Origin of the sequence: Salmonella sp. SAL4457, assembly GCF_046548235.1 — a bacterium.
GTDB lineage: Bacteria > Pseudomonadota > Gammaproteobacteria > Enterobacterales > Enterobacteriaceae > Salmonella > Salmonella enterica.
This window is the reverse complement of record NZ_JBGDZO010000001.1, coordinates 587,884-612,252: the sequence shown is the minus strand read 5'-3', so window position 1 is coordinate 612,252 and position 24,369 is coordinate 587,884. Positions and strand designations below refer to the sequence as shown.

Here is a 24,369-nt window from a genome sequence, read left to right as displayed (position 1 = left end):
AGAAAAAATAATAACGAGCCTGCGTTATAGATATGTGCAAAAACGTTATTATCAACTACCCGGGGAGATCAACAACGGCGCATTAAGCGCCGCGGTTAGTATGAGTATTGAGCAATAGATTATCTATTTTTTTACTTTCGGCATATCAAGACGACTGATGCCGCCCATATTCATCGCGTGCGTATACCCCATATCAAGCAACATTTGTTTTGCCATGCCCGACTGTCGTCCGGAGTTGCAATATAACTTTACCGTATCGTTCCTGTCTGGAACTACCGTTTCGATATGAGATTTAATCTCCTTCAATGGGATATTAATCGCGCCCTGAATATGCTCACGCTGATATTGTTCCGGAATGCGGACATCTATCCAGTATTCTGCGGCATAAAGCGGCATGGCTACGAATAACGCTAACGCAAATATTCCTTTTTTCAACATACTTCCGTCCTGACACGTAATGTATTTCGCACACACTATACGCCAGAGCTTAACGAAATATTATGACCAGACTCGCTATTTGTAACGCTGCGAAATTTTATTCGCCGCCTTACGAAGTACTGGCTCCAGCGCAAACGCCAGCAACATTTTTAGCGGACGACGGGCGACGGATTTTACCGCCCATCCCGCCACGCCGGCAGGCCCGTAGCGTAACGCGGTCAACAGAACCAGCTTACCTGCTATTTTGAAGCCGGGCTTCACCTTCTGCCCGGCGCGTTGCCAGCGAGTATTCATCTTCACCTTCCCGATATAACACTTAAAGTTGACGGAAACGACTACGCAGTGTGAACGTATCTGACGTGACGTAGCGTTCCATTTCTCGCAAACGCTTTTCGCCTGCGGCAAGCTCTCTGTCTACGGTATCCAGCAGTTCGCCGCTGGTCGGCTGCGGTTTGCCTGCGGCCACATTATCCGGCATAGGGTCCAGTACAAAAGACAGAACGATATAGGCCACTACGGTAAAAAACGCCAGCCCAAAGAAAATCGACAGCACGACCAGAATACGCACCAGTTTTACCGGTACATCAAGGTAGTCGGCGATCCCGGCGCAAACGCCACGCACCATGCCCTTTTGCGGCATACGCCATAGTTTTTTATTCAGATTGATTCCACCCATTAGCGCTCTCTCCAGTTCGGATGCTCTGCATCAAGAATGTCTTCCAGCGCCTGAATGCGCTCGCGCATACGTTGCGCATCGTCTGTGAGTTGCAGTAAGCGTTGCTGCTCGCTTTGCGACAGTTCTCCCCGACCGGCGCGGTTGCTGTAATGCAGCCACAGCCAAATCGGTAACACAAACAACACAAAAATGGTTAACGGGATGGCCAGAAATAGCGCGCTCATGCGTTCTCCTTACACCTAAAGCTGATGAGCGACGGCGCGTACCGGCGCCGCCATTGTCATTATTGATTATCTTGCTTCATTTTGGCTTTCAACTGCGCAAGCTGCTCGCTGATTTCATCATCGGCTTTCAGGTTGGCAAACTGTTGGTCCAGCGATTGCTGCTTACCAAAACGATGGCTTTCCGCTTCCGCTTCCATTTGATCGATACGACGTTCAAAGGATTCAAACCGCGCCATGGCTTCATCCAGTTTGCCGCTGTCAAGCTGACGACGGACATCGCGGGAAGAACTCGCCGCCTGATGACGCAGCATCAGCGCCTGCTGGCGAGCGCGTGTTTCGCTGAGTTTGTTTTCCAGCTCGCCAATCTCTTTCTTCATGCGCGCCAGCGTGTCATCCACCAGCGTGACTTCCTGTTCAAGCGTAGCAATTAAATCGGTCAGCTTTTGTTTTTCAATCAATGCGGCGCGCGCCAGATCGTCTTTATCTTTGCGCAGAGCCAGTTCCGCTTTTTCCTGCCACTCGGTCTGCTGAGTCGTGGCCTGTTCAATACGACGGGATAACTGTTTCTTTTCCGCTAAAGCACGCGCGGAGTTCGAGCGAACCTCCACCAGCGTATCTTCCATCTCCTGAATCATCAGGCGCACCAGCTTCTGCGGATCTTCCGCTTTTTCCAACAACGCATTGATATTGGCGTTCACGATGTCGGCAAAACGAGAAAAAATACCCATAATTCAATCCTCACATAATGTTCTGATAACGGGCGATGCCCTGCTACATGATTAATACAATTTGCGTGCCAACTTTTCATGTCACTGATAATAAAGAAATTGTTTCGTTTTACCTCGCCAGCAAAAAAGGATAAAGTGGTGAAAAACACTAACAAGTGGCGATTTTCATCATGGCTGAATTTAAAGATAACCTGCTCGGCGAGGCAAACCGTTTTCTTGAAGTACTGGAACAAGTCTCCCGGCTCGCGCCGCTGGATAAGCCAGTGCTGATTATTGGCGAACGCGGGACGGGTAAAGAACTTATCGCCAATCGCCTGCACTATCTCTCTTCACGCTGGCAGGGGCCGCTTATCTCGCTTAACTGCGCGGCGCTTAACGAAAACCTGCTGGACTCCGAACTGTTTGGTCATGAAGCGGGTGCTTTTACCGGGGCGCAAAAACGCCATCCCGGTCGCTTTGAACGCGCCGATGGCGGCACGCTGTTTTTGGATGAACTGGCGACAGCGCCGATGCTGGTACAGGAAAAGCTGCTGCGGGTGATTGAATATGGCGAGCTAGAGCGCGTCGGCGGCAGCCAGCCGTTACAGGTTAATGTGCGATTAGTATGCGCCACTAATGCCGATTTACCCGCCATGGTGAAGGAAGGGACATTTCGTGCCGATCTGCTCGACAGGCTGGCTTTTGATGTTGTACAACTGCCGCCGCTGCGCGAACGCCAGAGCGATATTATGCTGATGGCCGAGCATTTTGCTATTCAGATGTGTCGTGAGCTACGTCTGCCCTTATTTCCCGGTTTTACCGATCGGGCAAAAGAAACGTTGTTGCATTACGCCTGGCCGGGTAATGTCCGCGAGCTGAAAAACGTAGTCGAACGTTCAGTGTATCGCCACGGCAGCAGTGAACATCCTTTGGATGAAATTGTTATCGATCCTTTTCAACGCCATCCCGCCGAACCGCCCACGCCCGCCCTGCCAGCGGCATCCGCCACGCCTGACCTGCCGCTCAAATTACGTGAGTTTCAACTGCAACAGGAAAAAGCGCTGCTGCAACGTAGCTTACAGCAGGCGAAATTTAACCAGAAACGAGCCGCCGATTTGCTGGCGCTCACCTACCACCAGTTTCGCGCCTTGCTTAAAAAGCATCAGCTTTAGCTATTTCTCCGGCTAATTGACGACATTTACGCCAGTTATCCACCGACATTTTTACGTGGCGGGCCGAAGTGCGATACACTTTGCAAATTGAACTTCAAAAACTTAACTATTATGCGCCTGGTTTTATCGTCTCTGATCGTGATAGCGGGTCTACTAAGTAGTCAGGCTACGGCTGTGGCTGCGCCCGAACAAACTGCGAGTGCAGATATTCGCGATAGCGGCTTTGTGTATTGTGTCAGCGGGCAGGTCAACACCTTTAATCCGCAAAAAGCGAGCAGCGGCCTCATCGTCGATACCCTGGCCGCCCAGTTATATGATCGCCTGTTGGATGTCGATCCCTATACTTATCGTTTAGTCCCAGAGCTGGCAGAAAGCTGGGAAGTGCTGGATAACGGGGCAACGTACCGTTTTCACCTGCGCCGCGACGTTTCCTTTCAAAAAACAGCCTGGTTTACGCCGACCCGAAAACTCAATGCTGATGATGTCGTCTTTACCTTTCAGCGGATTTTCGATCGTCGACATCCGTGGCATAACATCAACGGCAGTAGCTTCCCCTACTTTGATAGCCTACAGTTCGCCGACAATGTAAAAAGCGTGCGTAAGCTGGACAATAACACCGTTGAGTTTCGCCTGACGCAGCCAGACGCCTCCTTTTTATGGCATCTGGCTACACACTACGCTTCCGTCATGTCCGCTGAGTACGCCGCGCAGCTTAGCCGAAAAGATCGTCAGGAACTGCTAGACCGCCAACCGGTCGGCACCGGGCCTTTCCAGCTTTCGGAGTACCGTGCCGGGCAGTTTATTCGTCTCCAGCGCCACGATGGGTTTTGGCGCGGCAAACCGCTGATGCCGCAAGTGGTGGTGGATTTAGGCTCCGGCGGTACCGGGCGTTTATCGAAATTACTGACCGGTGAATGCGATGTTCTGGCCTGGCCCGCCGCCAGCCAGCTAACTATTTTACGCGACGATCCGCGTTTACGTCTGACGTTGCGCCCGGGGATGAATATCGCCTATCTGGCCTTTAACACCGATAAGCCGCCGTTGAATAATCCCGCAGTGCGCCATGCGCTGGCCTTATCGATCAACAACCAGCGTCTGATGCAGTCGATTTATTACGGCACGGCGGAAACCGCAGCCTCCATTTTACCGAGAGCCTCATGGGCTTACGATAACGATGCCAAAATTACGGAGTACAATCCGGAAAAATCGCGCGAACAGCTAAAAGCGCTGGGCATTGAGAATCTTACGCTGCATCTCTGGGTGCCGACCAGTTCTCAGGCCTGGAACCCAAGTCCGCTAAAAACGGCGGAGCTTATTCAGGCGGATATGGCGCAGGTTGGCGTAAAAGTGGTCATTGTGCCGGTTGAAGGTCGTTTTCAGGAGGCGCGCCTGATGGATATGAATCACGATCTGACCTTATCCGGCTGGGCCACGGACAGCAACGATCCGGATAGCTTTTTCAGACCACTGTTAAGCTGTGCGGCCATCAATTCGCAAACCAATTTCGCCCACTGGTGTAACCCTGAATTTGACAGCGTGCTGCGTAAAGCACTGTCGTCGCAGCAGTTGGCTTCGCGCATAGAAGCATATGAGGAAGCGCAGAATATCCTGGAGAAAGAGCTGCCGATACTGCCGCTGGCATCATCACTACGCCTGCAGGCTTACCGCTACGATATTAAAGGGCTGGTGTTAAGCCCGTTCGGCAATGCGTCTTTTGCCGGCGTCTCCCGCGAAAAACACGAAGAGGTGAAAAAACCATGATTATCTTCACCCTGCGTCGGTTATTGCTGTTGCTGGTGACGCTATTCTTCCTGACCTTTATCGGCTTTAGCCTGAGCTATTTTACGCCGCACGCGCCGCTACAAGGCGCATCATTATGGAATGCCTGGGTTTTCTGGTTCAACGGTCTGCTGCACTGGGACTTTGGCGTGTCCAGCATTAACGGCCAGCTGATCTCCGAACAGCTTAAAGAGGTGTTTCCCGCCACGATGGAGCTGTGCATTCTCGCCTTTGGTTTTGCGCTGATGGTCGGCATCCCGGTCGGGATGCTGGCTGGCGTGACGCGTAGCAAATGGCCGGATCGTTTTATCAGCGCGCTGGCGCTATTAGGTTTCTCAATTCCGGTTTTCTGGCTGGCGCTTCTGCTCACACTGTTCTTTTCGCTCACGCTAGGGTGGCTGCCGGTATCCGGGCGATTTGACCTGCTTTATGAAGTTAAACCGGTTACCGGTTTCGCCATCATTGACGCCTGGATTTCAGATTCGCCGTGGCGTGATGAAATGGTGATGAGCGCCATACGGCATATGGTTTTACCGGTGCTCACGCTTTCCGTCGCGCCGACCACAGAAGTGATCCGCCTGATGCGAATCAGCACTATTGAGGTCTACGATCAGAACTACGTTAAAGCGGCGGCCACGCGCGGCTTGTCGCGCTTTACGATTTTACGCCGTCACGTGTTGCATAATGCGCTGCCGCCGGTCATTCCCCGTCTTGGTCTGCAGTTTTCAACCATGTTAACGCTGGCGATGATTACCGAAATGGTTTTCAGCTGGCCAGGGCTGGGACGATGGTTAATTCACGCCATTCGTCAGCAGGACTATGCCGCTATTTCCGCTGGCGTGATGGTCATTGGGTCGCTGGTTATTGTGGTCAATGTGATTTCCGATATTTTGGGTGCTATGGCTAACCCTCTGAAACATAAGGAATGGTATGCCTTACGATAGCGTATACAGCGAAAAGCGCCCGCCAGGCACCCTGCGCACTGCCTGGCGTAAATTTTATAGCGACGCGCCTGCGATGGTGGGTCTGTATGGATGCGCCGGTCTGGCGTTGCTGTGTATTTTTGGCGGCTGGATCGCGCCCTATGGTATCGATCAGCAATTTCTGGGCTATCAGCTACTGCCACCCTCCTGGTCACGCTATGGCGAAGTCTCCTTTTTTCTGGGGACTGACGATCTGGGGCGCGATGTGCTGAGCCGCCTGTTAAGCGGCGCGGCGCCCACGGTCGGCGGCGCGTTTATCGTAACGCTGGCGGCTACGCTATGTGGATTAGTCCTCGGCGTAGTGGCAGGCGCGACGCACGGTTTACGCTCTGCCGTGCTGAACCATATTCTGGACACGCTGCTTTCCATCCCTTCGCTCTTGCTGGCGATTATCGTCGTGGCATTTGCCGGCCCACATCTGTCACACGCGATGTTTGCCGTCTGGCTGGCCCTGTTGCCGCGAATGGTACGTTCCGTCTACAGCATGGTGCATGATGAACTGGAAAAAGAGTACGTCATTGCCGCCCGTCTGGATGGCGCGACAACGCTGAATATTCTGTGGTTCGCCATTTTACCGAATATTACCGCCGGTCTGGTCACCGAAATTACCCGGGCGCTGTCGATGGCGATTCTGGACATCGCCGCGCTGGGATTTTTAGATCTCGGCGCGCAGCTTCCCTCTCCTGAATGGGGCGCCATGTTGGGGGATGCGCTGGAGCTAATCTATGTCGCGCCGTGGACCGTTATGCTACCCGGCGCGGCGATAACGCTCAGTGTTTTACTGGTAAACCTGCTCGGAGATGGGATTCGTCGTGCGATTATTGCGGGGGTGGAATAATGCCGTTACTGGATATCCGCAATCTCACCATTGAATTTAAAACCAGCGAAGGTTGGGTAAAAGCGGTCGATCGCGTCAGTATGACATTAAGCGAAGGTGAAATTCGCGGCCTGGTAGGTGAATCGGGTTCCGGAAAGAGCTTGATTGCTAAAGCTATTTGCGGCGTCGCGAAAGACAACTGGCGAGTCACTGCCGACCGTATGCGTTTTGATGATATCGATCTGCTGCGCCTCTCCTCACGTGAACGGCGTAAGCTGGTCGGACATAATGTGTCGATGATCTTCCAGGAGCCGCAGTCGTGCCTTGATCCTTCCGAACGCGTCGGCCGCCAGTTAATGCAAAATATTCCCGCCTGGACCTATAAAGGCCGCTGGTGGCAGCGTTTAGGCTGGCGTAAACGGCGTGCAATTGAATTACTGCACCGGGTGGGAATTAAAGATCATAAAGACGCGATGCGCAGTTTTCCCTATGAACTGACCGATGGTGAGTGTCAGAAAGTTATGATCGCTATCGCGCTGGCGAATCAACCGCGACTCCTGATCGCTGATGAACCCACCAACTCAATGGAACCAACGACGCAGGCGCAAATTTTTCGCCTGCTGACCCGACTGAATCAAAACAGTAATACCACCATTCTGTTGATTAGCCACGACCTGCAAATGCTGAGTCAGTGGGCTGATAAAATCAACGTTTTATACTGCGGCCAGACGGTAGAAACCGCGCCAAGTAAAGATCTGGTGACGACGCCACATCATCCTTATACGCAGGCGCTTATCCGCGCGATTCCGGATTTTGGCAGCGCGATGCCGCATAAAAGCCGTCTCAATACGCTGCCGGGCGCGATCCCGCTACTGGAGCAGTTACCGATAGGTTGTCGTCTGGGGCCGCGCTGCCCTTACGCGCAACGAGAATGCATTATCACGCCACGCTTAACCGGCGCGAAAAATCATCTCTATGCCTGTCATTTTCCGCTGAATATGGAGAGAGAGTGATATGGTGGAAACTCTGCTTGAAGTGCGCAACCTGAGTAAAACCTTTCGCTACCGGACAGGATGGTTTCGCCGCCAAACCGTAGACGCCGTGAAACCATTAAGCTTTACGCTTCGTGAGCGTCAGACTCTGGCCATTATCGGCGAAAACGGTTCCGGCAAATCCACGCTGGCAAAGATGCTGGCCGGCATGATTGAACCCACCAGCGGCGAGCTTCTTATTGACGATCATCCCCTGCATTACGGCGACTATTCGTTTCGAAGCCAACGTATTCGAATGATTTTTCAGGACCCCTCAACGTCACTGAATCCACGTCAACGTATTTCACAGATCCTTGACTTCCCCCTGCGCCTTAATACCGATCTGGAGCCGGAACAGCGGCGTAAACAGATTGTCGAGACGATGCGTATGGTGGGGCTATTGCCCGATCACGTGAGCTACTACCCGCATATGCTGGCGCCGGGGCAGAAACAGCGTCTGGGCCTGGCCCGCGCGCTGATTTTACGCCCTAAAGTCATTATCGCGGACGAAGCGCTGGCTTCGCTTGATATGTCCATGCGCTCGCAGCTCATCAATCTGATGCTTGAATTGCAGGAAAAGCAAGGCATCTCCTATATCTATGTCACGCAGCATATCGGCATGATGAAACATATTAGCGATCAGGTATTAGTGATGCATCAGGGGGAAGTGGTTGAACGCGGCAGCACCGCCGATGTGCTCGCCTCTCCGCTACATGAGCTTACCCGCCGTTTAATCGCAGGCCATTTTGGCGAGGCGCTGACCGCTGACGCATGGCGAAAGGATCGCTAAGCGAAACAAATACCCTCAGTTCGATTCTCTGAGGGTGTTCATGCGACTGCCCAACAGCAGTGTTTCAACCTCTTCTAACGCAACGGAAGGAAATAACGTGCCCTGGGTTGCCCAAATGCCTGCCGTTTTTAACACCGGCAAATAGCGTGTGTTTTCCTGGCCCCCCACCACGATCTTGTCACAATAACGCCGGATATGTTTGACAAGCAGCGGAAACGTCATTTTTTCAATTTGTGAGACAAAAAAGCTGCGATCAAGTTTTACGCCGCTAAAACACCCGCAAACTAATGGCGCAGCAGTTGCATTCCCTACGCCCAGGTCGCCCAGCCATAATGGATTAGGTTGCTTATGAAGCGCGTGTATTAAAGGATCGATTAAGGCGTTATCTTGACATGAAAAATGTTCAGCGACCTGCAGCTCCACAAATAGCATGGCGTGTAGTAATGCGCGAATATCTTTATCCTGAAGGACAAGCTGCGCCATACCCCGATCAATATTTACGATACAGAATAGGCCGTGGCGTAGAAACCAGCCATGTTTGGCCGCGATTGTCCGCAACAGATCAAGCAGAAAACGGCGCTTCTGCGAATTGTCCCATGACGAGATAACAAACTCAGGGTGTAGCGGACGAGCGGGCGACGATGCAAAATGGGTAATAATTTCGACGCCCAGTAAATCCCCCTCCATTGCCCTTATCGGCTCTGCCATAAAAAAATAGCGCATGTGACCACTCCACTTGATCTTAACTCCCTGATAATGCGCTTTTAACGCAAATCAATCAATAAAAACGATCAATATATAAAAAATGATCGAAAAAAACAATATATGTTAACTTCATGATAACTTGCTAATTTTATGTTTTGAGAATGTTCTTCTATTGCTATAAGGAAATTTACATACTACGCCGAACAACGCTAATACGACGGCATGAGACCATCCGTAAAGCCAGGTTTTTCTTGTCAGGCAGAGGGGAAAAATCAAGGCGAGTTAATGTTGTTACACCATTGCGAGGCATTTCACCCACTATGGCAGCGCGGCATCGCCAACCCTAATGGCGAGTTGCATCTCCGCTGCAGGCTGTCCAGATCCCCCGAACGACCTTTAAACGAATAGCAACTCTCAATAATTGATCGGTAAATCTGTAGCGAATGAGCCCCGGCGATTCGCAGAAAAGAACGGAACTAAATGCTATTTTTTTAATTCATTCTTTAATACTTTAGCCACAAGAGTCCCCTCCTCAGGTGCGGCTAGTTTAAAACGTCTTCCTGGCGCAGGTGTCTGTTCTTCCTCTCCGATTAACGCATCAAGATCCGTAATAAGTGACTTATAATATTCAACATCTTCAGTATTTCCTTCGGTCTCGGCCCGCTTTAATTTTATCATGTGATGGGCCTTAATTTGCTCTTCCAGTTGCCTTGTTGCAAGAGAAACGCTTCGCTGTTGCCGTGATTCTTGTGATAACACGATTTGATCGCCATCCACAAAGAAAAGAACCCCCTCTTTAACCAGAATATTACCTAAGATATTTATATCATGCATATAAACCCCCCGGGATTTAAGAAGCGCCTCCGCCATTCGATAGTTATCTTCATCTTCAACATCGAACTCCTGACCTTGAATATATTTTGAAACTAAAACCGTAACGTCTTTACCATTAATATTCATGATGGCCGAACGAGAAAAATTCTTGTCGCCATTGGCCATATTCAAATACTTACTGACACGCTCAGGATGACAATTACGATGTTCCTGAGAGTTAACATCCACTTTTATTCCCCGCTCATTAATTGGAATCTTAACAACAAAGTCATCATGTAACCGATAGACTGTCCCATAACTTCCGCTACCTATTTTATTTTTTTCAATATCACGCATGCGAATATTTTTCTGAAACTCCGGCGAGTTAATAAACGCCTCTATTGCCGCTGGTTGTGATGCATCCGTCTGATCAATAGCGCCGCTCTCATCACCAGACGCCGTGGCGGGCGTGGTCAGGAAGTCTATCAAACGTTGCTCAAAAGCCTCATAGATTCCATTACTACCTGCCTCGCTCGGCGGTAGATTATCATTACCCAAAGCGGCAAGCGTAATTTCCCCGTTATTATAATTAAACATCGTTTCTTTTAAAAAATCGACGCAACGTTCAGAACACTCCGTCTCGGTCACTAATACTCCGTCGTAAAACATCTGTAGTAGTAACATATTTTCTTGATGTGCTAATACCTCTACAGTGTATTTATCTATTGTTTCAGGCCTGGAGACATCAATAAGTTTAATATATCCAAGAAGGGGGCGCCATCGTGTACAGTCTTCATCTCGCTTCGAAAATGGTCCTGGAGAGAAAGGCCCTTTAATATCGGGATGCTCTTTTTTTTGGCACAGTAGATTATAGATTTCTCTATAATCAGAAATTAAACTTCGCCTGGTAAATATATTCCTGAAAAAATCTATAAATTTCTCACACGTTGAAAAAACATGTTCTCTTTTATTATCGATGATATCTCTTAAATACCTTTCTGATATCTGGCAACTATGATTTCCGATATGAAATGTAAACGGCATATGTCTCATCCTCTGAAAATTTATTATAATACACATGCAAACATATAAAAACCTGATTTGTAACTACTGTAATCACCTGATTTCCAAAATTTTTCATATTCAGTATTACTCTGCATCAATAAATAGAGAAAACCTTCAGCACCTAAAAAAGAAATTATTTTTGTTAAGCATTTGCTGGTTAAAATTACATGTCCATAACATCGCTAATAGGTGAGGTAAACCATTTGGATGAATATTCAGGCTTCCTACAGAACCTTTATTTGTCTGGTGGAAAGCGCATCGCTATCGTACTTGCTGTCCGTCCCGGTGTCTCTGGTTGGATGAGGCGAACCTTACACCAGCTGGTATACTGCACCGTAGGGCCTGTCCCATTAGACTCTTTGATTTGCCAGTTTGGCCCCGGGGAGTGCTCAAAATCCTCAGGGACTTCGTTACCGTGTGGTTTTAGAACGTCACCTGCCGGTGATAGCGGCGGAAAAATAGCGTGACACACGGGGCCAGGAGTGGGATATAATTTCAGACTAATTTCGAATAATGTTGAAAAGTTGCTGTTAACCATTGTTCGTAAAAGCAAAAAATAAGCAATGACTATAAGGATTAAAGCTATGGGTTTTCTTTCCGGTAAGCGCATTCTGGTCACTGGCGTGGCCAGTAAACTGTCCATCGCCTACGGTATCGCACAGGCGATGCACCGCGAAGGAGCTGAACTGGCGTTCACCTACCAGAACGACAAACTGAAAGGCCGTGTAGAAGAATTTGCTGCCCAGCTGGGTTCCAGCATCGTTTTACCGTGTGATGTCGCTGAAGATGCCAGCATTGACGCTATGTTTGCAGAGCTGGGTAACGTTTGGCCGAAATTTGACGGTTTTGTACACTCGATCGGTTTCGCGCCTGGCGATCAGCTGGACGGCGATTATGTTAATGCGGTTACCCGCGAAGGCTTTAAAATCGCTCACGATATTAGCTCTTACAGCTTTGTTGCCATGGCGAAAGCCTGCCGCACCATGCTGAATCCGGGTTCTGCGCTGTTGACCTTGTCTTATCTGGGAGCGGAGCGCGCCATCCCGAACTACAATGTCATGGGTCTGGCGAAAGCCTCTCTGGAAGCCAACGTGCGTTATATGGCAAACGCTATGGGACCGGAAGGGGTTCGCGTCAACGCCATCTCTGCGGGTCCAATCCGCACGCTGGCGGCGTCCGGTATTAAAGACTTCCGTAAAATGCTGGCGCATTGTGAAGCCGTTACGCCAATTCGTCGCACCGTGACCATTGAAGATGTGGGTAACTCAGCGGCGTTTCTGTGTTCCGATCTCTCGGCAGGCATTTCTGGCGAAGTCGTCCATGTTGACGGCGGGTTCAGCATTGCGGCAATGAATGAACTGGAACTGAAGTAAGCGCATTAAGTTTATTAGCGGGCGGCACGGCTGTGCTGCCCCATTCCCCTCACTCACCGCTCATCTCGTTATATAGCGTTCTGATATTTGTTATCACCTAACAATCTTTCATCCCTTTCCCGCATACGCCAGGATAATCCAGCATAAACGATCCGACGCCGAATCATTATCGATCGCCATTTCATCCTCGGGAAACCCTATGGAACAATGCCGAAAAGCGGGTAAAAGCCACTGGTATCATGAAACACAATCCACTATGTCGTCACAACCCCCGCTTTCGCTGATGCCGGAAGCCGCGTATGTTAACGATCGTTTTTACTGGATTTAACGGTATCAGAAACCGCGTTGACGCCTTTTGAGTCATGGTTAAAGCCCGCTCGCCAGTTGGCGGATGTCTTATTTCCCCGCACGGTTCTCAACGACCGGCTTCATACGTTTAGCACCTATGAACGTATGAGCACCGCGCTGACCGCCGCTCAGGTATTTGGGGTTCAGCGTTTGTGCCGCCATTATGCCGCGCGTCTGGCGCCGCTACCTGGCCCTGACGCCTCAAGAGAGAGCAATCAACGGCTGGCGCAAATTACGCAATACGCTCGTCAGCTTGCCGGCTCCCCCTCCGTTATCAATACGCGAGCCCGCGAACAGCTTGCAGAGGTGGGATTAACCGCCCGGGATACCGTACTCATCAATCAGATCATTGGGTTTATCGGTTTTCAGGCGCGGGTAGCGGCGATATTTCAGGCGTTTTGCCGTCTGCCCGTGCGCGAACTGCCCGGCCAGGAGATGCAGCGCTTTGCCAGGGCCGCGCGGTTTCAAAACCCCCAGACGATATGGCGGCCCGCCGCCAGTCTGGTAGAATATTCTCCCGCCCATACCAAAGTTCGGCGGCAATATTCGTCTTCACAATGCCAAATAATGGCGCCGGTACTCATGCGCGATCCGTCTTCATTCGCGTTACTCGAACGCATACTGACCAGCACATTACACACTGCGTCGCTCCCTTCTTTACTTCCACTTATCACGCTCCTCACATCACGTATCAACGGCAGCGCCGCCTGCTTTAACGAACAGGCAACCCAACCTGGCGCGTGGCGTCGCGCTGTCATCACGTTACGCCAGGAAGACGACGACATCGCTCGTTGGGAACTTGAGCCTGCGCTGACACAGGCGATACAATGGCTCACCAGAGCGCCCGATCGCTTTAGCGCCGCGCATTTTTTCCCGCTACTCACCAGGGGAGTTTCATCGGAGCAGGCCATTAATATGTTAGGCTGGTGCGGCGTGTGCGGATGGTTAAATCGTTTAAAAATCGCGTTGGGCGAAACCTATTAACTCATCCATTACTGAAAGAGCGCTTGCTGCGCCAGGCAGAATCGCGTAAAACTGTCAGCCGCTCTTTTGGCTACGAAAATAGACGAATATGTTTCAGGACAACCCGCTGCTAGCGCAGCTTAAACAGCAACTGCATTCCCAGACGCCGCGCGCTGAAGGGGTCGTAAAAGCCACGGAAAAAGGCTTTGGCTTCCTTGAGGTTGACGCGCAAAAAAGCTATTTCATTCCTCCGCCGCAGATGAAAAAAGTGATGCATGGCGATCGTATCGTCGCGGTCATCCACACGGAAAAAGAACGTGAGTCTGCCGAGCCGGAAGAACTGATCGAACCGTTCCTGACGCGTTTTGTGGGAAAAGTTCAGGGTAAAAATGACCGCCTGTCCATCGTGCCGGATCATCCGTTGCTGAAAGACGCGATTCCCTGCCGCGCCGCGCGCGGCGTTCAGCATGAGTTCAAAGAAGGTGACTGGGCGGTTGCCGAAATGCGCCGCCATCCGCTTAAAGGCGACCGTTCGTTTTACGCCGATTTAACGCAGTACATCACCTTTGCCGACGATCACTTTGTTCCCTGGTGGGTTACGCTTGCCCGCCACAACCTGGAAAAAGAAGCGCCGAACGGCGTAGCGACGGAGATGCTTGACGAAGGGCTGGAGCGTCAGGATCTGACCGCGCTGAATTTCGTCACTATCGATAGCGCCAGCACTGAAGATATGGATGACGCGCTTTATGCTGAGGAATTAGCGGACGGCAGACTCCAGCTTACGGTGGCTATCGCCGATCCTACCGCCTGGATTGCCGAAGGCAGTAAGCTGGATAACGCCGCGAAAATTCGCGCCTTCACCAACTACCTGCCGGGCTTCAATATTCCTATGCTGCCACGTGAGCTGTCTGACGATCTGTGCTCACTGCGCGCCAACGAAGTGCGTCCGGCGCTCGCCTGTCGCATGATAATCGCCGCGGACGGCACCATTGACGATGATATCGCCTTTTTTGCGGCCACGATCGAATCGAAGGCCAAGCTGGCGTACGACAATGTCTCCGACTGGCTGGAAAATAACGGCACCTGGCAGCCGGATAACGAAGGCATTGCCCAGCAGATTCGTCTGTTGCACCGTATTTGTCTAAGCCGCAGTGAGTGGCGTCATCATCATGCGTTAGTTTTTAAAGACCGCCCGGATTACCGCTTTGTGCTTGGCGAAAAAGGCGAAGTACTGGATATTGTGGCGGAACCGCGCCGTATCGCTAACCGTATCGTAGAAGAGTCGATGATCGCCGCTAACCTTTGCGCCGCGCGCGTACTGCGCGATAAGCTCGGTTTCGGTATTTACAACGTACATACGGGCTTCGATCCCGCGAATGCCGACGCGCTGGCCGCGCTGCTGAAAACGCATGGTCTGCATGTCGATGCCGAAGAGGTGCTGACGCTGGAAGGCTTCTGTAAACTGCGTCGCGAACTGGATGCGCAGCCCTCCGGTTTCCTTGACAGCCGCATTCGTCGCTTCCAGTCTTTTGCGGAAATCAGCACCGAGCCGGGGCCGCATTTCGGTCTTGGTCTTGAGGCTTATGCCACCTGGACCTCTCCCATCCGTAAGTATGGCGATATGATTAACCATCGCCTGCTGAAAGCGGTCATCAAGGGGGAGGCTATTGCGCGTCCGCAGGAAGATATCACCCAGCAAATGGCGGAACGCCGTCGCCTGAACCGCATGGCGGAGCGCGATGTCGGCGACTGGTTATATGCACGCTTCCTTAACGATAAGGCGGGGACAAATACCCGTTTCGCGGCAGAAATTATTGACGTCAGCCGCGGTGGTATGCGTGTGCGACTGGTCGATAACGGCGCTATCGCCTTTATCCCTGCCCCGTTCCTGCACGCCGTTCGCGATGAACTGGTATGCAGCCAGGAAAACGGTACGGTACAGATTAAAGGTGAGACGGTTTATAAAGTGACGGATGTCATTGATGTCACTATTGCGGAAGTTCGCATGGAAACCCGCAGCATTATTGCCCGACCGGCAGCGTAACCACGCTTAGCTCGCTCAACGGCCTTTGCTGAGAAGGCAAAGGCCGTTTCTTTTCTTCTTCTCCCTTCCGTCATGCTCTAAGTTTAATCTTATTCAAGCGCCTCATTTCTTGTTATTTTTAGCTGGCGACTATGCTTTTTCCAGAATCTGGATTACATATGAATACATAGATAAAACAATACGTTCAGCCATAATTACCCTTATTTATAACATGGCTAACCTTTCTTTTCGGGCACCTGGCGCTTAAATGGGATGGTACGCATGATGAAACAGATTCAGGAACAAACGGCGCTAAATCCCCTTCACTCTCACTGGCGTCTGGCTGATGACCGCAACGTGCTGTATCTCTCCCCGACAGGTGAAACGGATACAGAAAAAACGGTCGAGCTATCGCCGGAACAAGCCGGGCGTATCCGGGAAATAACGGCGATTACGTCCAGTCTGCTGATAACGTTGTTGATAGAAAAACAGGTTACCGCTGTGCACCTGGTAGGCCGTAAGATTAATAACCGTGAATGGGCTGGCAGCCTGGCAACCTGGCCTGATACGCCTGCCGTCGCGCCAACGCAGGCGCAGGAGCTCTCTTTTGCCGAGCAAATCGTATCAGAAGCCAACTCAGTCATTGCGATACTGGATAGTCGGGGAAAAATCTGTCGATTTAATCGGTTATGCGAAGAGTACACGGGCTTAAAAGAGCGAGATGTAATTGGTCAAAGCGTCTTTAAATTATTTATGAGTCGCCGGGAGGCGGTTGCCTCCCGGCACTACATTGAGAATTTTTTTCGCAATGGCAATGCCTATGAAATCGAACGCTGGATAAAGACTCGTAAAGGTCAACGCCTGTTCTTATTTCGTAATAAATTTGTCCATAACGGTAGCGGAAAAAACGAAATTTTCCTGATCTGCGCAGGCACGGATATCACCGAAGAAAGGCGGGCTCAGGAGCGTTTACGCATACTGGCGAATACAGACACCGTCACCGGCCTGCCCAATCGCAATGCTATTCATGAATTTATTAATCATGCTATTGCCTCGGCTGGCGAGTCGCAGGTGGGTATCGTTTATCTCGATCTGGATAACTTCAAGAAAATTAATGACGCCTATGGGCATATGTTTGGCGATCAGCTCTTACAGGCCGTTTCGCTGGCGCTGTTGAGTTGTCTGGAGGAAGATCAATTGCTGGCCAGACTGGGGGGAGATGAATTCATTGTCCTCGCTGCCCATACGTCTCAGGCCGCGCTGGAAGCAGTAGCCTCACGAATCCTTACCCGTCTGCGACAACCTTTTCGTATTGGACTCATTGAAGTTTACACGGGATGCGCCATTGGCATTTCGTTGGCCCCCCGGCACGGACAGGACAGCGAAAGTCTCATTCGCACTGCCGACACCGCAATGTATAACGCCAAAGAAGGCGGCCGCGGTCAGTTCTGCGTTTTTTCGCCGGAAATGAATCAGCGCGTATTTGACTATCACTGGCTGGATACAAACCTGCGAAAAGCGCTGGAAAACGACCAGTTACTTATTCACTATCAGCCCAAAATTACCTGGCGCGGCGAAGTACGTAGCCTGGAAGCGCTGGTACGCTGGCAATCGCCGGAACGCGGATTAATTCCGCCGCTGGAGTTCATCTCATACGCCGAAGAGTCAGGACTCATCGTCCCGCTGGGCCGCTGGGTGATTCTGGATGTGGTTCGCCAGATTGCGAAATGGCGCGATAAGGGGATTAACTTGCGCGTAGCCGTTAACTTTTCGGCGCGACAACTGGCCGACCAGACGCTTTTTACTGCGCTCAAACAGGCTTTGTACGATCTGAATTTTGAGTATTGCCCGATCGATGTCGAGCTAACGGAAAGCTGCCTGATTGAAAACGACACGCTGGCGCTATCGGTTATCCAGCAATTTAGTCAGCTCGGCGCTCAGATTCATCTGGATGATTTTGGCACCGGGTATTCTTCGCTTTCTCAACTCGCCCGGTTCCCTATTGATGCCGTTAAACTGGATCAGGCTTTCGTCAGAGATATCCATAAGCAACCGCTGTCGCAATCTCTGGTTCGGGCGATTGTCGCGGTGGCTCAGGCGCTAAATTTACAAGTGATTGCCGAAGGCGTAGAAAATGCTAAAGAAGATGCCTTCCTGACAAAAAACGGCGTCAATGAACGACAGGGCTTTTTATTCGCCAAACCTATGCCCGCCGTTTCTTTTGAACGCTGGTACAAACGTTATCAGACGAAAAAAATGCGTTAATGGCGGCGATAATAGGGAGAACAGCCTGTGCAGACAGGCATAGCCCTATTTTTCCCTTCTCTTTTCAGATTAATTTCTGCATCATGAATTGAAACCTTTTCTGACATTAAGGATGACAAACATGTCTGATATCGAAGCACAACGAATTGCCGCACGCATTGATACCGTGCTGGATATCCTTGTTGCTGGCGATTACCACTCGGCCATCAATAACCTTGAAATATTGAGAGCAGAGCTGTTAGATCAGGTTAAAGACGGTATCTCGCCATCCCAGGCTCCCGGGTCGCCCTGGGAAATCTGATAGCGATTATTTGTCCGGGATGGCCGTTAGCCCTTCCCGGCTCTCTGACTGTCTGTGACTCCTCTTAACGAATAAAATTAATACTATGAACTCCCGACAACAATCAATTTTGCAAATGGTGGTTGATAAAGGCCAGATGAGCGTTGCTGAACTGGCGAAAATTACCGGCGTATCTGAAGTCACGATTCGTCAGGATCTGAATACCCTGGAAAAGCAGAGCTATTTACGCCGTGCGCACGGTTTCGCCGTTTCGCTTGAGAGCGATGACGTAGAGACTCGCATGATGACGAACTACACGCTAAAACGCCGACTGGCGGAGTTCGCCGCCTCGCTGGTCAGTCCAGGGGAATCCGTTTTTATTGAAAATGGCAGCAGCAATGCGCTATTGGCCCGGACGCTGGCGGAACAAAAAGATGTCACGATCATCACCGTGAGCAGTTATATCGCGCATCTGCTGAAAGAAACCCCTTGCGAAGTCATTCTCCTCGGTGGAATCTATCAGAAAAAAAGTGAAAGCATGGTAGGGCCGTTGACGCGACAGTTTATCCATCAAGTGCATTTCAGCAAAGCATTTATCGGTATTGATGGCTGGCAGGCTGATACCGGCTTTACCGGACGCGATATGATGCGATCGGATGTGGTTAACGCTGTTCTGGAAAAAGGCTCAGAAGCGATTGTCCTCACCGACAGCTCCAAATTTGGCTGTGTGCATCCCTATCCCCTGGGCCCGCTCTCTCGCTTCCATCGTGTCATTACGGATTCCAAAATTTCCGCCAGCGATCAAATGCAGTTAGAACATGCGGGGCTGCTAGTCAATGTTATTGGCTCATCCGTTTAAAATATTTCCCGATGGTTTGCCCTATGGCAAATCATCCTCTCTCTAAGACTTTTCTGACACCCCAATTAAGACTATTTACCTGTTGTAACGAGCGTAACGTCGTAAAATTAATATTAGCGAAATAACAGGAAGTGACTATCACCTGCGTGATATACCCCTGCGCAATCAGGTTTTACGGAAAATCTCTTAACAGGTTTTATTTTAACTATAGTTATAGTGAGCTTAATTCCGTGAATCGTTAATTCAGGAGAGAGTATTATGTTTATGACGAGCAAAAAAATGGCCGCTGCTGTGCTGGCAATCACCGTAGCAATGTCTCTGAGCGCCTGCTCAAACTGGTCCAAGCGCGATCGCAACACGGCTATTGGCGCAGGTGCGGGGGCGTTAGGCGGCGCAGTGTTAACGGACGGCAGTACATTAGGCACCCTGGGCGGTGCGGCGGTCGGCGGCGTGATTGGTCACCAGGTTGGAAAATAATCCAGACGTTTAAATATTGAACGGCTCAAAATAATACGTTTATTCTTTTCAGGTCTGGATTACAAAAATAGACAAAGTTGACTTTTACGCCACGGTAATTTACAACCGTGGCGTTTTCATTAGCCGCCAGCTAATTTTACTTTCATTCCTTTAGCTTCCAGCAATGATTTTATCAAGTCGCGTTTATCACCCTGAATTTCAATAATCCCTTCTTTTACTGCCCCGCCACAGCCGCATTTTTTCTTCAGTTCAGCCGCCAGTTTGGTTAATTCCGCATCATTCATCTCGATACCGGTAATCAAACATACGCCTTTACCCTTACGGCCACTGGTTTGACGCTGAATGCGAACGATACCATCCCCTTTGGGACGAACCGGCGCCGTTTTAGGTTCTTCAATGCGCCCCGTCTGTGTTGAATAAACCAGACGACTATTGGAATCGCTCATTATGCCTCCCGTTTCAGTGACGCGTTAATATCCTTCAGCGTTTGCGCCGGATCTACCGATTGCGTAACCGGGCGGCCAATCACCATATAGTCGACGCCAGCGGATAATGCCTGTTCGGGCGTCATAATGCGTCGCTGGTCGCCTGCCTCGCTGCCTGCGGGCCGAATGCCCGGCGTCACCAGCTTAAATGCAGCGCCAAAGACCTGTTTAAATCTGACCGCTTCCTGAGCGGAACAGACCACGCCATCCAGCCCGCATTGCTGCGTCAGGCGCGCCAACCGCTCCGCATGTTCCGCCGGTGACAACGTCACGCCCAGATCGCGCAGATCGCTGGTTTCCATACTGGTCAACACGGTCACGGCAATGAGCAACGGCGCATCTTTACCGAATGGCGCCAGCGCGTCGCGCGCTGCGGCCATCATTCTCGCCCCGCCAGACGCATGAACGTTTACCATCCAGACGCCCAGGTCTGCCGCTGCAGCGACCGCCCGGGCCGTGGTGTTGGGAATATCATGAAATTTTAGATCAAGAAAGACATCAAACCCACGCTGCTGGAGATCCCGAACGAGTTGTGGACCAAACAGCGTGAACATCTCTTTGCCCACTTTTAAGCGACAATCGCGAGGATCGATTTTATCGACAAACGCCAGGGCTTTATCGCGTTCATGGTAATCCAACGCCACAACGACAGGCGATTCAGTAATAGCGCAGGAAGAAGATGAAGCAGTAAACGTCATGACCAGACCTTCTTGATGATGGGCACCGGAAGTGGCGCAAATTGGATAAACGGCGTGCATTCTACCTGCGGCGCAGGGAAATTAACAGGTTCGATTGACAACCTGATAAGCCCTGGTCGCCGATGCCAGCGTCGTTTCTTGTTTTATGTCATTAAGTATGTTGTAACTAAAGCGAGGCTTTTTTTATATACTACTGCCCATCAAGTCCGCGAATAGGTTTAATGGTCGACCATGCCCGGCAGGACGGACAGTGCCAGTACAAGGTATAGGCGGTAAAACCGCATTTCTGACAACGATACCGCGGTTTACTGCGCACCTGCTCGCCAACCATATCACGCAGTACCATCAGGCTTTCTTTCGCTCGCCCTTCTTCCGCCTCGTTGAGATGGTAATCCATCAGCTTATGGAACACCCGCATGGTAGGATGTCGCTGTAGCTGACGCGTGATATAGACTTGAGCAGCGTCACTACCTTCACGCGCTTCCAGAATATCGGCAAGCATTAACTCAGCGCCAGCACCGGTATTCTCCTCAACGGCGCGGCGTAAAAACTCCGCCCACTCGGCATTTTTACCGAGCTGTTGATAACAGGTTTGCAGCATCTCCAGCGTTTCGCTGACCAGCTCTTTATCCTGAACGATCACACGTTGCAAGCTTTCGACCGCTTTGGCGTAATCCCCTCTCGCCATATAAACGCGACCCATCATGATAGACACCCGGGCGCTATTTTTATCTGCGGCGGCACCTTTTTTCAGCAACGCCATCGCGCGATCCATGTCGTCGTTGCCCATCTGCTGTAACGCTAACTCACAGTAAAAGTGGGCGATTTCGATACGCTGTTTATCTTTACCCAGTTTCACCAGCCGTTCTGCTACTTCGATCGCCTTTTGCCAGTCGCTGGTTAGCTGATAGATTTGCAAGAGCTGCTGTAACGCGCCTACGCGAAATTCCGTTTCGTCGGTAAGTTGGTTAAACATATCTTCCGCGCGGTCATATAAACCGGCGGCCATATAGTCGCGCCCCAGTTGCTGAACAGCCAATAAACGCTGTTCATAGGTCAATGAAGCGCTTTCCATGAGCGTTTGATGAATACGAATGGCGCGATCGACTTCGCCGCGTGAGCGAAACAGATTACCGAGAGTGAGATGAGCCTCAACGGTGCCGGTATCCTCTTTAAGCATATCGAGGAACAGATCCACCGCTTTATCTTGTTGGTTACTCAGCAGGAAGTTAACCCCTGCGACATAATCGCGCGACAGGCGGTTAGCTTCATCCTGTTTTGTTTGTTGCGCACTTCTGCGACCCATATACCACCCATAGGCAGCGGCTACAGGCAACAGCAGAAATAACAACTCCAACATAAATGATTATTCCTTAACAACCGACGAATCGGCAGGGACCGCAACGTCGGTTGCTGGCGAGAGCTTGTTTTCCAGTCGTTTAATTTTACGTTCAGCACGGGCGAGGGAAACGCGGACCCGCAGCCAGAACAGGCCGCAAATCAGCCAGCCAATCGCAAAACCGACGGCGAACAACACAGCAAGCAACGTGGAGATACGATACTCCCCTTGCGCCAGCAGGTAGTTAAACGTCACCTGTTGATCATTCTGCGCGCCCAGCGTCACCGAAATAACAAAAATCGCCAATACCAGTAAGAAAATGAGTAAATATTTCACATTACTTCCCGTTATGTGGTTTGCGCGAATAAATCGTGTCCAACTTACCGCATCCAGCCTTCTAAATTACCATTTTCCCGCCTCGCGCGAAATGGAAATGCGCCCGCCATCAGATGATTTAAGGGCAATAGTCAGAAAATCAACCATTGTCAGCTTTCCTGCTCGCGTTCAGCAATTTCTTGCGCTTCTTCACGAGGCGGCATAAGCGGCCCGCAAATTCGCTGCGCCAGCCAGGTCGCCAGGGTAACTAATAGCCAGGAGATGAGCGTGGCGACCACTAAATCCCGCGGCCAGTGCATTCCCAGAAGCAAACGGCTGCCCATTACGCCGGTCGCCCAGACTAACAAAAACGCGATGGTGAAAGTCCGTCTGCGCGGCCATAACAGACCCACGGCCAAAAGCGCCCAGCTCGCTGCAAACATGGTGTGTCCGGAGGGAAACGCAAAGCCCGTCTCTTTTTGCCAGTGCTGACGCAGGAAAACGGGGATGTTCTGTTGCCCGGCCAACTGTTCTTTCACTAAATGTCCGCGTTCTGTACGCTTTAAAGTGTAGAACTCATCGACGGGAATATGGTGCGTTTTTTCAAGCCAGACCACAAATGGCCGCGGCTCCTGTACGCGCTCCTTTACCCATGACTTCACGCCCTGCCCGACGATAATCGCCCCGCCGAGGATCGCAAACAGCATAATGGCGGCGCGCAGGCGAAATCGCAGGCACCATAAGAACCATCCACAAAGAATCACATGCGTGATAACGCCCCAGGGTTTGGTCACGGTTTCCGTTATCCAGAATAGCGTTTTTAGCCACCAGACCTGATGTCCTGGCTGCCACTGCCAGCCTGATACCCATACGGCAAGCGGCATGATAAGCAACAGGGCGGCGCCTGCCGCGGTGCGCCTCGCAATTGAAAGCATGGATGCTCCTTTTATAAGTAAGTATCACAATCATAACTGAAAATTCTCGCCGGACTGGAAAATTGACAAATTTGTGCCATTCCTGAGCAATTACGTGGTAGTGATTAGGTGATGTCCGCCGCCTTATGGCAAAATAGCGGGATACAAGCCAACAGGCGACGACACCGCAGGCGTCAGCATAATCTGGAGAAATACATGCAGCTTAAACGTGTGGCAGAAGCCAAACTGCCAACCCCATTGGGTGACTTTCTGATGGTGGGATTTGAAGAACTGGCAACCGGACACGACCATGCCGCGCTGGTTTTTGGCGATATTTCAGGTAAAACGCCGGTACTGGCTCGCGTTCATTCCGAATGTCTTACCGGGGACGCGCTTTTTAGTCTGCGCTGTGACTGTGGTTTTCAACTGGAAGCCGCGCTGACGCATATTGCGGAAGAAGGACGCGGTATTCTGATTTACCACCGTCAGGAAGGCCGCAATATCGGCCTGCTTAATAAAATTCGCGCTTATGCGTTACAGGATCAAGGCTATGACACGGTGGAGGCCAATCATCAGCTCGGCTTTGCCGCCGATGAGCGTGATTTCACCCTGTGCGCGGATATGTTCAAATTACTCGGCGTGGATGAAGTTCGCCTGCTGACCAATAATCCGAAGAAAGTCGAAATACTGACCGAGGCGGGAATTAATATCGTGGAACGCGTTCCGCTCATTGTGGGTCGTAATCCAAATAATGAGCATTATCTCGATACTAAAGCGGCCAAAATGGGCCACCTGCTAAGCAAGTAAGCCACCGGTATTAAAGCGCGGGC

Annotated in this window: 27 protein-coding genes and 1 pseudogene; 16 read left to right on the top strand and 12 right to left on the bottom strand. The window is 50.9% G+C overall.

What is annotated here, in order from left to right:
* Positions 1 to 123: 123 nt before the first annotated feature.
* From pspE to pspA, 5 genes are all read right to left on the bottom strand, one after another.
* Positions 124 to 438, bottom strand: coding sequence for a thiosulfate sulfurtransferase PspE (gene pspE, locus ACLJNW_RS03235; RefSeq protein ID WP_000913432.1), 315 nt, complete (start codon positions 436 to 438; stop codon positions 124 to 126).
* A gap of 75 nt (positions 439 to 513) precedes the next feature.
* The gene (gene pspD, locus ACLJNW_RS03230) at positions 514 to 732 is read right to left on the bottom strand and encodes a phage shock protein PspD (RefSeq protein ID WP_001097607.1); all 219 of its coding nucleotides are present in this window, start codon (positions 730 to 732) and stop codon (positions 514 to 516) included.
* Between the two features lie 22 nt (positions 733 to 754).
* Positions 755 to 1,114 carry an envelope stress response membrane protein PspC gene (gene pspC / locus ACLJNW_RS03225; protein WP_023203942.1) on the bottom strand — a complete coding sequence of 120 codons (360 nt, stop codon included), beginning with the start codon at positions 1,112 to 1,114 and terminating at the stop codon, positions 755 to 757.
* Positions 1,114 to 1,338 carry an envelope stress response membrane protein PspB gene (gene pspB, locus ACLJNW_RS03220; RefSeq protein WP_001274953.1) on the bottom strand — a complete coding sequence of 75 codons (225 nt, stop codon included), beginning with the start codon at positions 1,336 to 1,338 and terminating at the stop codon, positions 1,114 to 1,116. The genes pspC and pspB overlap by 1 nt, the downstream gene beginning before the upstream one ends.
* A 59-nt stretch (positions 1,339 to 1,397) precedes the next feature.
* Complete coding sequence (gene pspA, locus ACLJNW_RS03215; RefSeq protein ID WP_000511006.1) at positions 1,398 to 2,066, bottom strand: phage shock protein PspA; 669 nt, start codon at positions 2,064 to 2,066, stop codon at positions 1,398 to 1,400.
* A gap of 170 nt (positions 2,067 to 2,236) precedes the next feature.
* On the opposite strand from pspA, the gene pspF reads away from it, so the two are divergent.
* From pspF to sapF, 6 genes are all read left to right on the top strand, one after another.
* Positions 2,237 to 3,217: a phage shock protein operon transcriptional activator gene (pspF, locus tag ACLJNW_RS03210; protein ID WP_001669191.1), complete on the top strand. Its 981-nt coding sequence runs from the start codon at positions 2,237 to 2,239 to the stop codon at positions 3,215 to 3,217.
* Between the two features lie 111 nt (positions 3,218 to 3,328).
* On the top strand, positions 3,329 to 4,978 hold the full coding sequence (gene sapA, locus ACLJNW_RS03205) for a peptide ABC transporter substrate-binding protein SapA (protein WP_024146310.1): 1,650 nt from the start codon (positions 3,329 to 3,331) through the stop codon (positions 4,976 to 4,978).
* Positions 4,975 to 5,940, top strand: a complete 966-nt coding sequence (gene sapB / locus ACLJNW_RS03200) for a peptide ABC transporter permease SapB (protein WP_000583298.1) — start codon at positions 4,975 to 4,977, stop codon at positions 5,938 to 5,940. Before sapA ends, sapB begins: the two co-directional genes overlap by 4 nt.
* Positions 5,927 to 6,817 carry a peptide ABC transporter permease SapC gene (sapC, locus tag ACLJNW_RS03195; RefSeq protein ID WP_001146150.1) on the top strand — a complete coding sequence of 297 codons (891 nt, stop codon included), beginning with the start codon at positions 5,927 to 5,929 and terminating at the stop codon, positions 6,815 to 6,817. The genes sapB and sapC overlap by 14 nt, the downstream gene beginning before the upstream one ends.
* Positions 6,817 to 7,809 carry a peptide ABC transporter ATP-binding protein SapD gene (gene sapD / locus ACLJNW_RS03190; protein ID WP_001128869.1) on the top strand — a complete coding sequence of 331 codons (993 nt, stop codon included), beginning with the start codon at positions 6,817 to 6,819 and terminating at the stop codon, positions 7,807 to 7,809. The genes sapC and sapD overlap by 1 nt, the downstream gene beginning before the upstream one ends.
* Before the next feature lies 1 nt (position 7,810).
* A complete protein-coding gene (sapF, locus tag ACLJNW_RS03185) occupies positions 7,811 to 8,617 on the top strand; it encodes a peptide ABC transporter ATP-binding protein SapF (protein ID WP_000230462.1) in 807 nt (268 codons plus the stop codon).
* A gap of 15 nt (positions 8,618 to 8,632) precedes the next feature.
* Here sapF and ACLJNW_RS03180 read toward each other — a convergent pair whose 3' ends face one another.
* A complete protein-coding gene (locus ACLJNW_RS03180; protein WP_001268395.1) occupies positions 8,633 to 9,340 on the bottom strand; it encodes an EAL domain-containing protein in 708 nt (235 codons plus the stop codon).
* A 465-nt stretch (positions 9,341 to 9,805) separates the two neighbouring features.
* Positions 9,806 to 11,179: an SPI-2 type III secretion system effector kinase SteC gene (gene steC, locus ACLJNW_RS03175; protein ID WP_024154615.1), complete on the bottom strand. Its 1,374-nt coding sequence runs from the start codon at positions 11,177 to 11,179 to the stop codon at positions 9,806 to 9,808.
* 34 nt (positions 11,180 to 11,213) lie between these two features.
* On the opposite strand from steC, the gene ACLJNW_RS03170 reads away from it, so the two are divergent.
* The 9 genes and pseudogenes from ACLJNW_RS03170 (at position 11,214) to osmB (ending at position 19,788) form a co-directional block, all read left to right on the top strand.
* Complete coding sequence (locus tag ACLJNW_RS03170) at positions 11,214 to 11,393, top strand: hypothetical protein (protein ID WP_010989024.1); 180 nt, start codon at positions 11,214 to 11,216, stop codon at positions 11,391 to 11,393.
* Complete coding sequence (locus ACLJNW_RS03165) at positions 11,368 to 11,667, top strand: hypothetical protein (protein WP_031604207.1); 300 nt, start codon at positions 11,368 to 11,370, stop codon at positions 11,665 to 11,667. The genes ACLJNW_RS03170 and ACLJNW_RS03165 overlap by 26 nt, the downstream gene beginning before the upstream one ends.
* A 117-nt stretch (positions 11,668 to 11,784) precedes the next feature.
* Positions 11,785 to 12,573, top strand: coding sequence for an enoyl-ACP reductase FabI (gene fabI / locus ACLJNW_RS03160; protein ID WP_000506501.1), 789 nt, complete (start codon positions 11,785 to 11,787; stop codon positions 12,571 to 12,573).
* A 199-nt stretch (positions 12,574 to 12,772) separates the two neighbouring features.
* A pseudogene (locus tag ACLJNW_RS03155) lies at positions 12,773 to 13,749 on the top strand (CMD domain-containing protein); the annotation flags it as partial.
* Positions 13,750 to 13,993: 244 nt separating this feature from the next.
* Complete coding sequence (locus ACLJNW_RS03150) at positions 13,994 to 15,928, top strand: exoribonuclease II (protein WP_000485041.1); 1,935 nt, start codon at positions 13,994 to 13,996, stop codon at positions 15,926 to 15,928.
* Between the two features lie 261 nt (positions 15,929 to 16,189).
* Positions 16,190 to 18,172, top strand: coding sequence for a cyclic di-GMP phosphodiesterase (pdeR, locus tag ACLJNW_RS03145; RefSeq protein WP_023204788.1), 1,983 nt, complete (start codon positions 16,190 to 16,192; stop codon positions 18,170 to 18,172).
* A 121-nt stretch (positions 18,173 to 18,293) separates the two neighbouring features.
* Positions 18,294 to 18,473 (top strand): hypothetical protein, encoded by a 180-nt coding sequence (locus tag ACLJNW_RS03140; RefSeq protein WP_001279854.1) that lies wholly within the window; start codon positions 18,294 to 18,296, stop codon positions 18,471 to 18,473.
* A gap of 85 nt (positions 18,474 to 18,558) precedes the next feature.
* Positions 18,559 to 19,311, top strand: a complete 753-nt coding sequence (locus ACLJNW_RS03135; protein WP_001088593.1) for a DNA-binding transcriptional regulator YciT — start codon at positions 18,559 to 18,561, stop codon at positions 19,309 to 19,311.
* Between the two features lie 258 nt (positions 19,312 to 19,569).
* On the top strand, positions 19,570 to 19,788 hold the full coding sequence (gene osmB / locus ACLJNW_RS03130) for an osmotically-inducible lipoprotein OsmB (protein ID WP_000481166.1): 219 nt from the start codon (positions 19,570 to 19,572) through the stop codon (positions 19,786 to 19,788).
* 119 nt (positions 19,789 to 19,907) lie between these two features.
* On the opposite strand, the gene yciH is transcribed toward osmB, so the two are convergent.
* From yciH to pgpB, 5 genes are all read right to left on the bottom strand, one after another.
* On the bottom strand, positions 19,908 to 20,234 hold the full coding sequence (gene yciH / locus ACLJNW_RS03125; RefSeq protein ID WP_001285199.1) for a stress response translation initiation inhibitor YciH: 327 nt from the start codon (positions 20,232 to 20,234) through the stop codon (positions 19,908 to 19,910).
* Complete coding sequence (gene pyrF / locus ACLJNW_RS03120) at positions 20,234 to 20,971, bottom strand: orotidine-5'-phosphate decarboxylase (protein WP_001529407.1); 738 nt, start codon at positions 20,969 to 20,971, stop codon at positions 20,234 to 20,236. Before pyrF ends, yciH begins: the two co-directional genes overlap by 1 nt.
* Before the next feature lie 190 nt (positions 20,972 to 21,161).
* Complete coding sequence (lapB, locus tag ACLJNW_RS03115) at positions 21,162 to 22,331, bottom strand: lipopolysaccharide assembly protein LapB (protein ID WP_000891378.1); 1,170 nt, start codon at positions 22,329 to 22,331, stop codon at positions 21,162 to 21,164.
* 6 nt (positions 22,332 to 22,337) lie between these two features.
* Positions 22,338 to 22,646, bottom strand: a complete 309-nt coding sequence (locus tag ACLJNW_RS03110) for a LapA family protein (RefSeq protein WP_000876301.1) — start codon at positions 22,644 to 22,646, stop codon at positions 22,338 to 22,340.
* Positions 22,647 to 22,795: 149 nt separating this feature from the next.
* A complete protein-coding gene (gene pgpB / locus ACLJNW_RS03105; protein ID WP_000948651.1) occupies positions 22,796 to 23,560 on the bottom strand; it encodes a phosphatidylglycerophosphatase B in 765 nt (254 codons plus the stop codon).
* Positions 23,561 to 23,755: 195 nt separating this feature from the next.
* Between pgpB and ribA the strand changes: the two genes are divergently transcribed.
* On the top strand, positions 23,756 to 24,346 hold the full coding sequence (ribA, locus tag ACLJNW_RS03100) for a GTP cyclohydrolase II (protein ID WP_001176284.1): 591 nt from the start codon (positions 23,756 to 23,758) through the stop codon (positions 24,344 to 24,346).
* Positions 24,347 to 24,369 lie beyond the last annotated feature (23 nt).

What these genes read in the sequence shown, in the direction of transcription:
- pspE (WP_000913432.1), bottom strand. Translation starts at nt 438, where the DNA reads ATGTTGAAAAAAGGAATATTTGCGTTAGCGTTATTCGTAGCCATGCCG.
- pspD (WP_001097607.1), bottom strand. Translation starts at nt 732, where the DNA reads ATGAATACTCGCTGGCAACGCGCCGGGCAGAAGGTGAAGCCCGGCTTC.
- pspC (WP_023203942.1), bottom strand. Translation starts at nt 1,114, where the DNA reads ATGGGTGGAATCAATCTGAATAAAAAACTATGGCGTATGCCGCAAAAG.
- pspB (WP_001274953.1), bottom strand. Translation starts at nt 1,338, where the DNA reads ATGAGCGCGCTATTTCTGGCCATCCCGTTAACCATTTTTGTGTTGTTT.
- pspA (WP_000511006.1), bottom strand. Translation starts at nt 2,066, where the DNA reads ATGGGTATTTTTTCTCGTTTTGCCGACATCGTGAACGCCAATATCAAT.
- pspF (WP_001669191.1), top strand. Translation starts at nt 2,237, where the DNA reads ATGGCTGAATTTAAAGATAACCTGCTCGGCGAGGCAAACCGTTTTCTT.
- sapA (WP_024146310.1), top strand. Translation starts at nt 3,329, where the DNA reads ATGCGCCTGGTTTTATCGTCTCTGATCGTGATAGCGGGTCTACTAAGT.
- sapB (WP_000583298.1), top strand. Translation starts at nt 4,975, where the DNA reads ATGATTATCTTCACCCTGCGTCGGTTATTGCTGTTGCTGGTGACGCTA.
- sapC (WP_001146150.1), top strand. Translation starts at nt 5,927, where the DNA reads ATGCCTTACGATAGCGTATACAGCGAAAAGCGCCCGCCAGGCACCCTG.
- sapD (WP_001128869.1), top strand. Translation starts at nt 6,817, where the DNA reads ATGCCGTTACTGGATATCCGCAATCTCACCATTGAATTTAAAACCAGC.
- sapF (WP_000230462.1), top strand. Translation starts at nt 7,811, where the DNA reads ATGGTGGAAACTCTGCTTGAAGTGCGCAACCTGAGTAAAACCTTTCGC.
- ACLJNW_RS03180 (WP_001268395.1), bottom strand. Translation starts at nt 9,340, where the DNA reads ATGCGCTATTTTTTTATGGCAGAGCCGATAAGGGCAATGGAGGGGGAT.
- steC (WP_024154615.1), bottom strand. Translation starts at nt 11,179, where the DNA reads ATGCCGTTTACATTTCATATCGGAAATCATAGTTGCCAGATATCAGAA.
- ACLJNW_RS03170 (WP_010989024.1), top strand. Translation starts at nt 11,214, where the DNA reads ATGCAAACATATAAAAACCTGATTTGTAACTACTGTAATCACCTGATT.
- ACLJNW_RS03165 (WP_031604207.1), top strand. Translation starts at nt 11,368, where the DNA reads ATGTCCATAACATCGCTAATAGGTGAGGTAAACCATTTGGATGAATAT.
- fabI (WP_000506501.1), top strand. Translation starts at nt 11,785, where the DNA reads ATGGGTTTTCTTTCCGGTAAGCGCATTCTGGTCACTGGCGTGGCCAGT.
- ACLJNW_RS03150 (WP_000485041.1), top strand. Translation starts at nt 13,994, where the DNA reads ATGTTTCAGGACAACCCGCTGCTAGCGCAGCTTAAACAGCAACTGCAT.
- pdeR (WP_023204788.1), top strand. Translation starts at nt 16,190, where the DNA reads ATGATGAAACAGATTCAGGAACAAACGGCGCTAAATCCCCTTCACTCT.
- ACLJNW_RS03140 (WP_001279854.1), top strand. Translation starts at nt 18,294, where the DNA reads ATGTCTGATATCGAAGCACAACGAATTGCCGCACGCATTGATACCGTG.
- ACLJNW_RS03135 (WP_001088593.1), top strand. Translation starts at nt 18,559, where the DNA reads ATGAACTCCCGACAACAATCAATTTTGCAAATGGTGGTTGATAAAGGC.
- osmB (WP_000481166.1), top strand. Translation starts at nt 19,570, where the DNA reads ATGTTTATGACGAGCAAAAAAATGGCCGCTGCTGTGCTGGCAATCACC.
- yciH (WP_001285199.1), bottom strand. Translation starts at nt 20,234, where the DNA reads ATGAGCGATTCCAATAGTCGTCTGGTTTATTCAACACAGACGGGGCGC.
- pyrF (WP_001529407.1), bottom strand. Translation starts at nt 20,971, where the DNA reads ATGACGTTTACTGCTTCATCTTCTTCCTGCGCTATTACTGAATCGCCT.
- lapB (WP_000891378.1), bottom strand. Translation starts at nt 22,331, where the DNA reads ATGTTGGAGTTGTTATTTCTGCTGTTGCCTGTAGCCGCTGCCTATGGG.
- pgpB (WP_000948651.1), bottom strand. Translation starts at nt 23,560, where the DNA reads ATGCTTTCAATTGCGAGGCGCACCGCGGCAGGCGCCGCCCTGTTGCTT.
- ribA (WP_001176284.1), top strand. Translation starts at nt 23,756, where the DNA reads ATGCAGCTTAAACGTGTGGCAGAAGCCAAACTGCCAACCCCATTGGGT.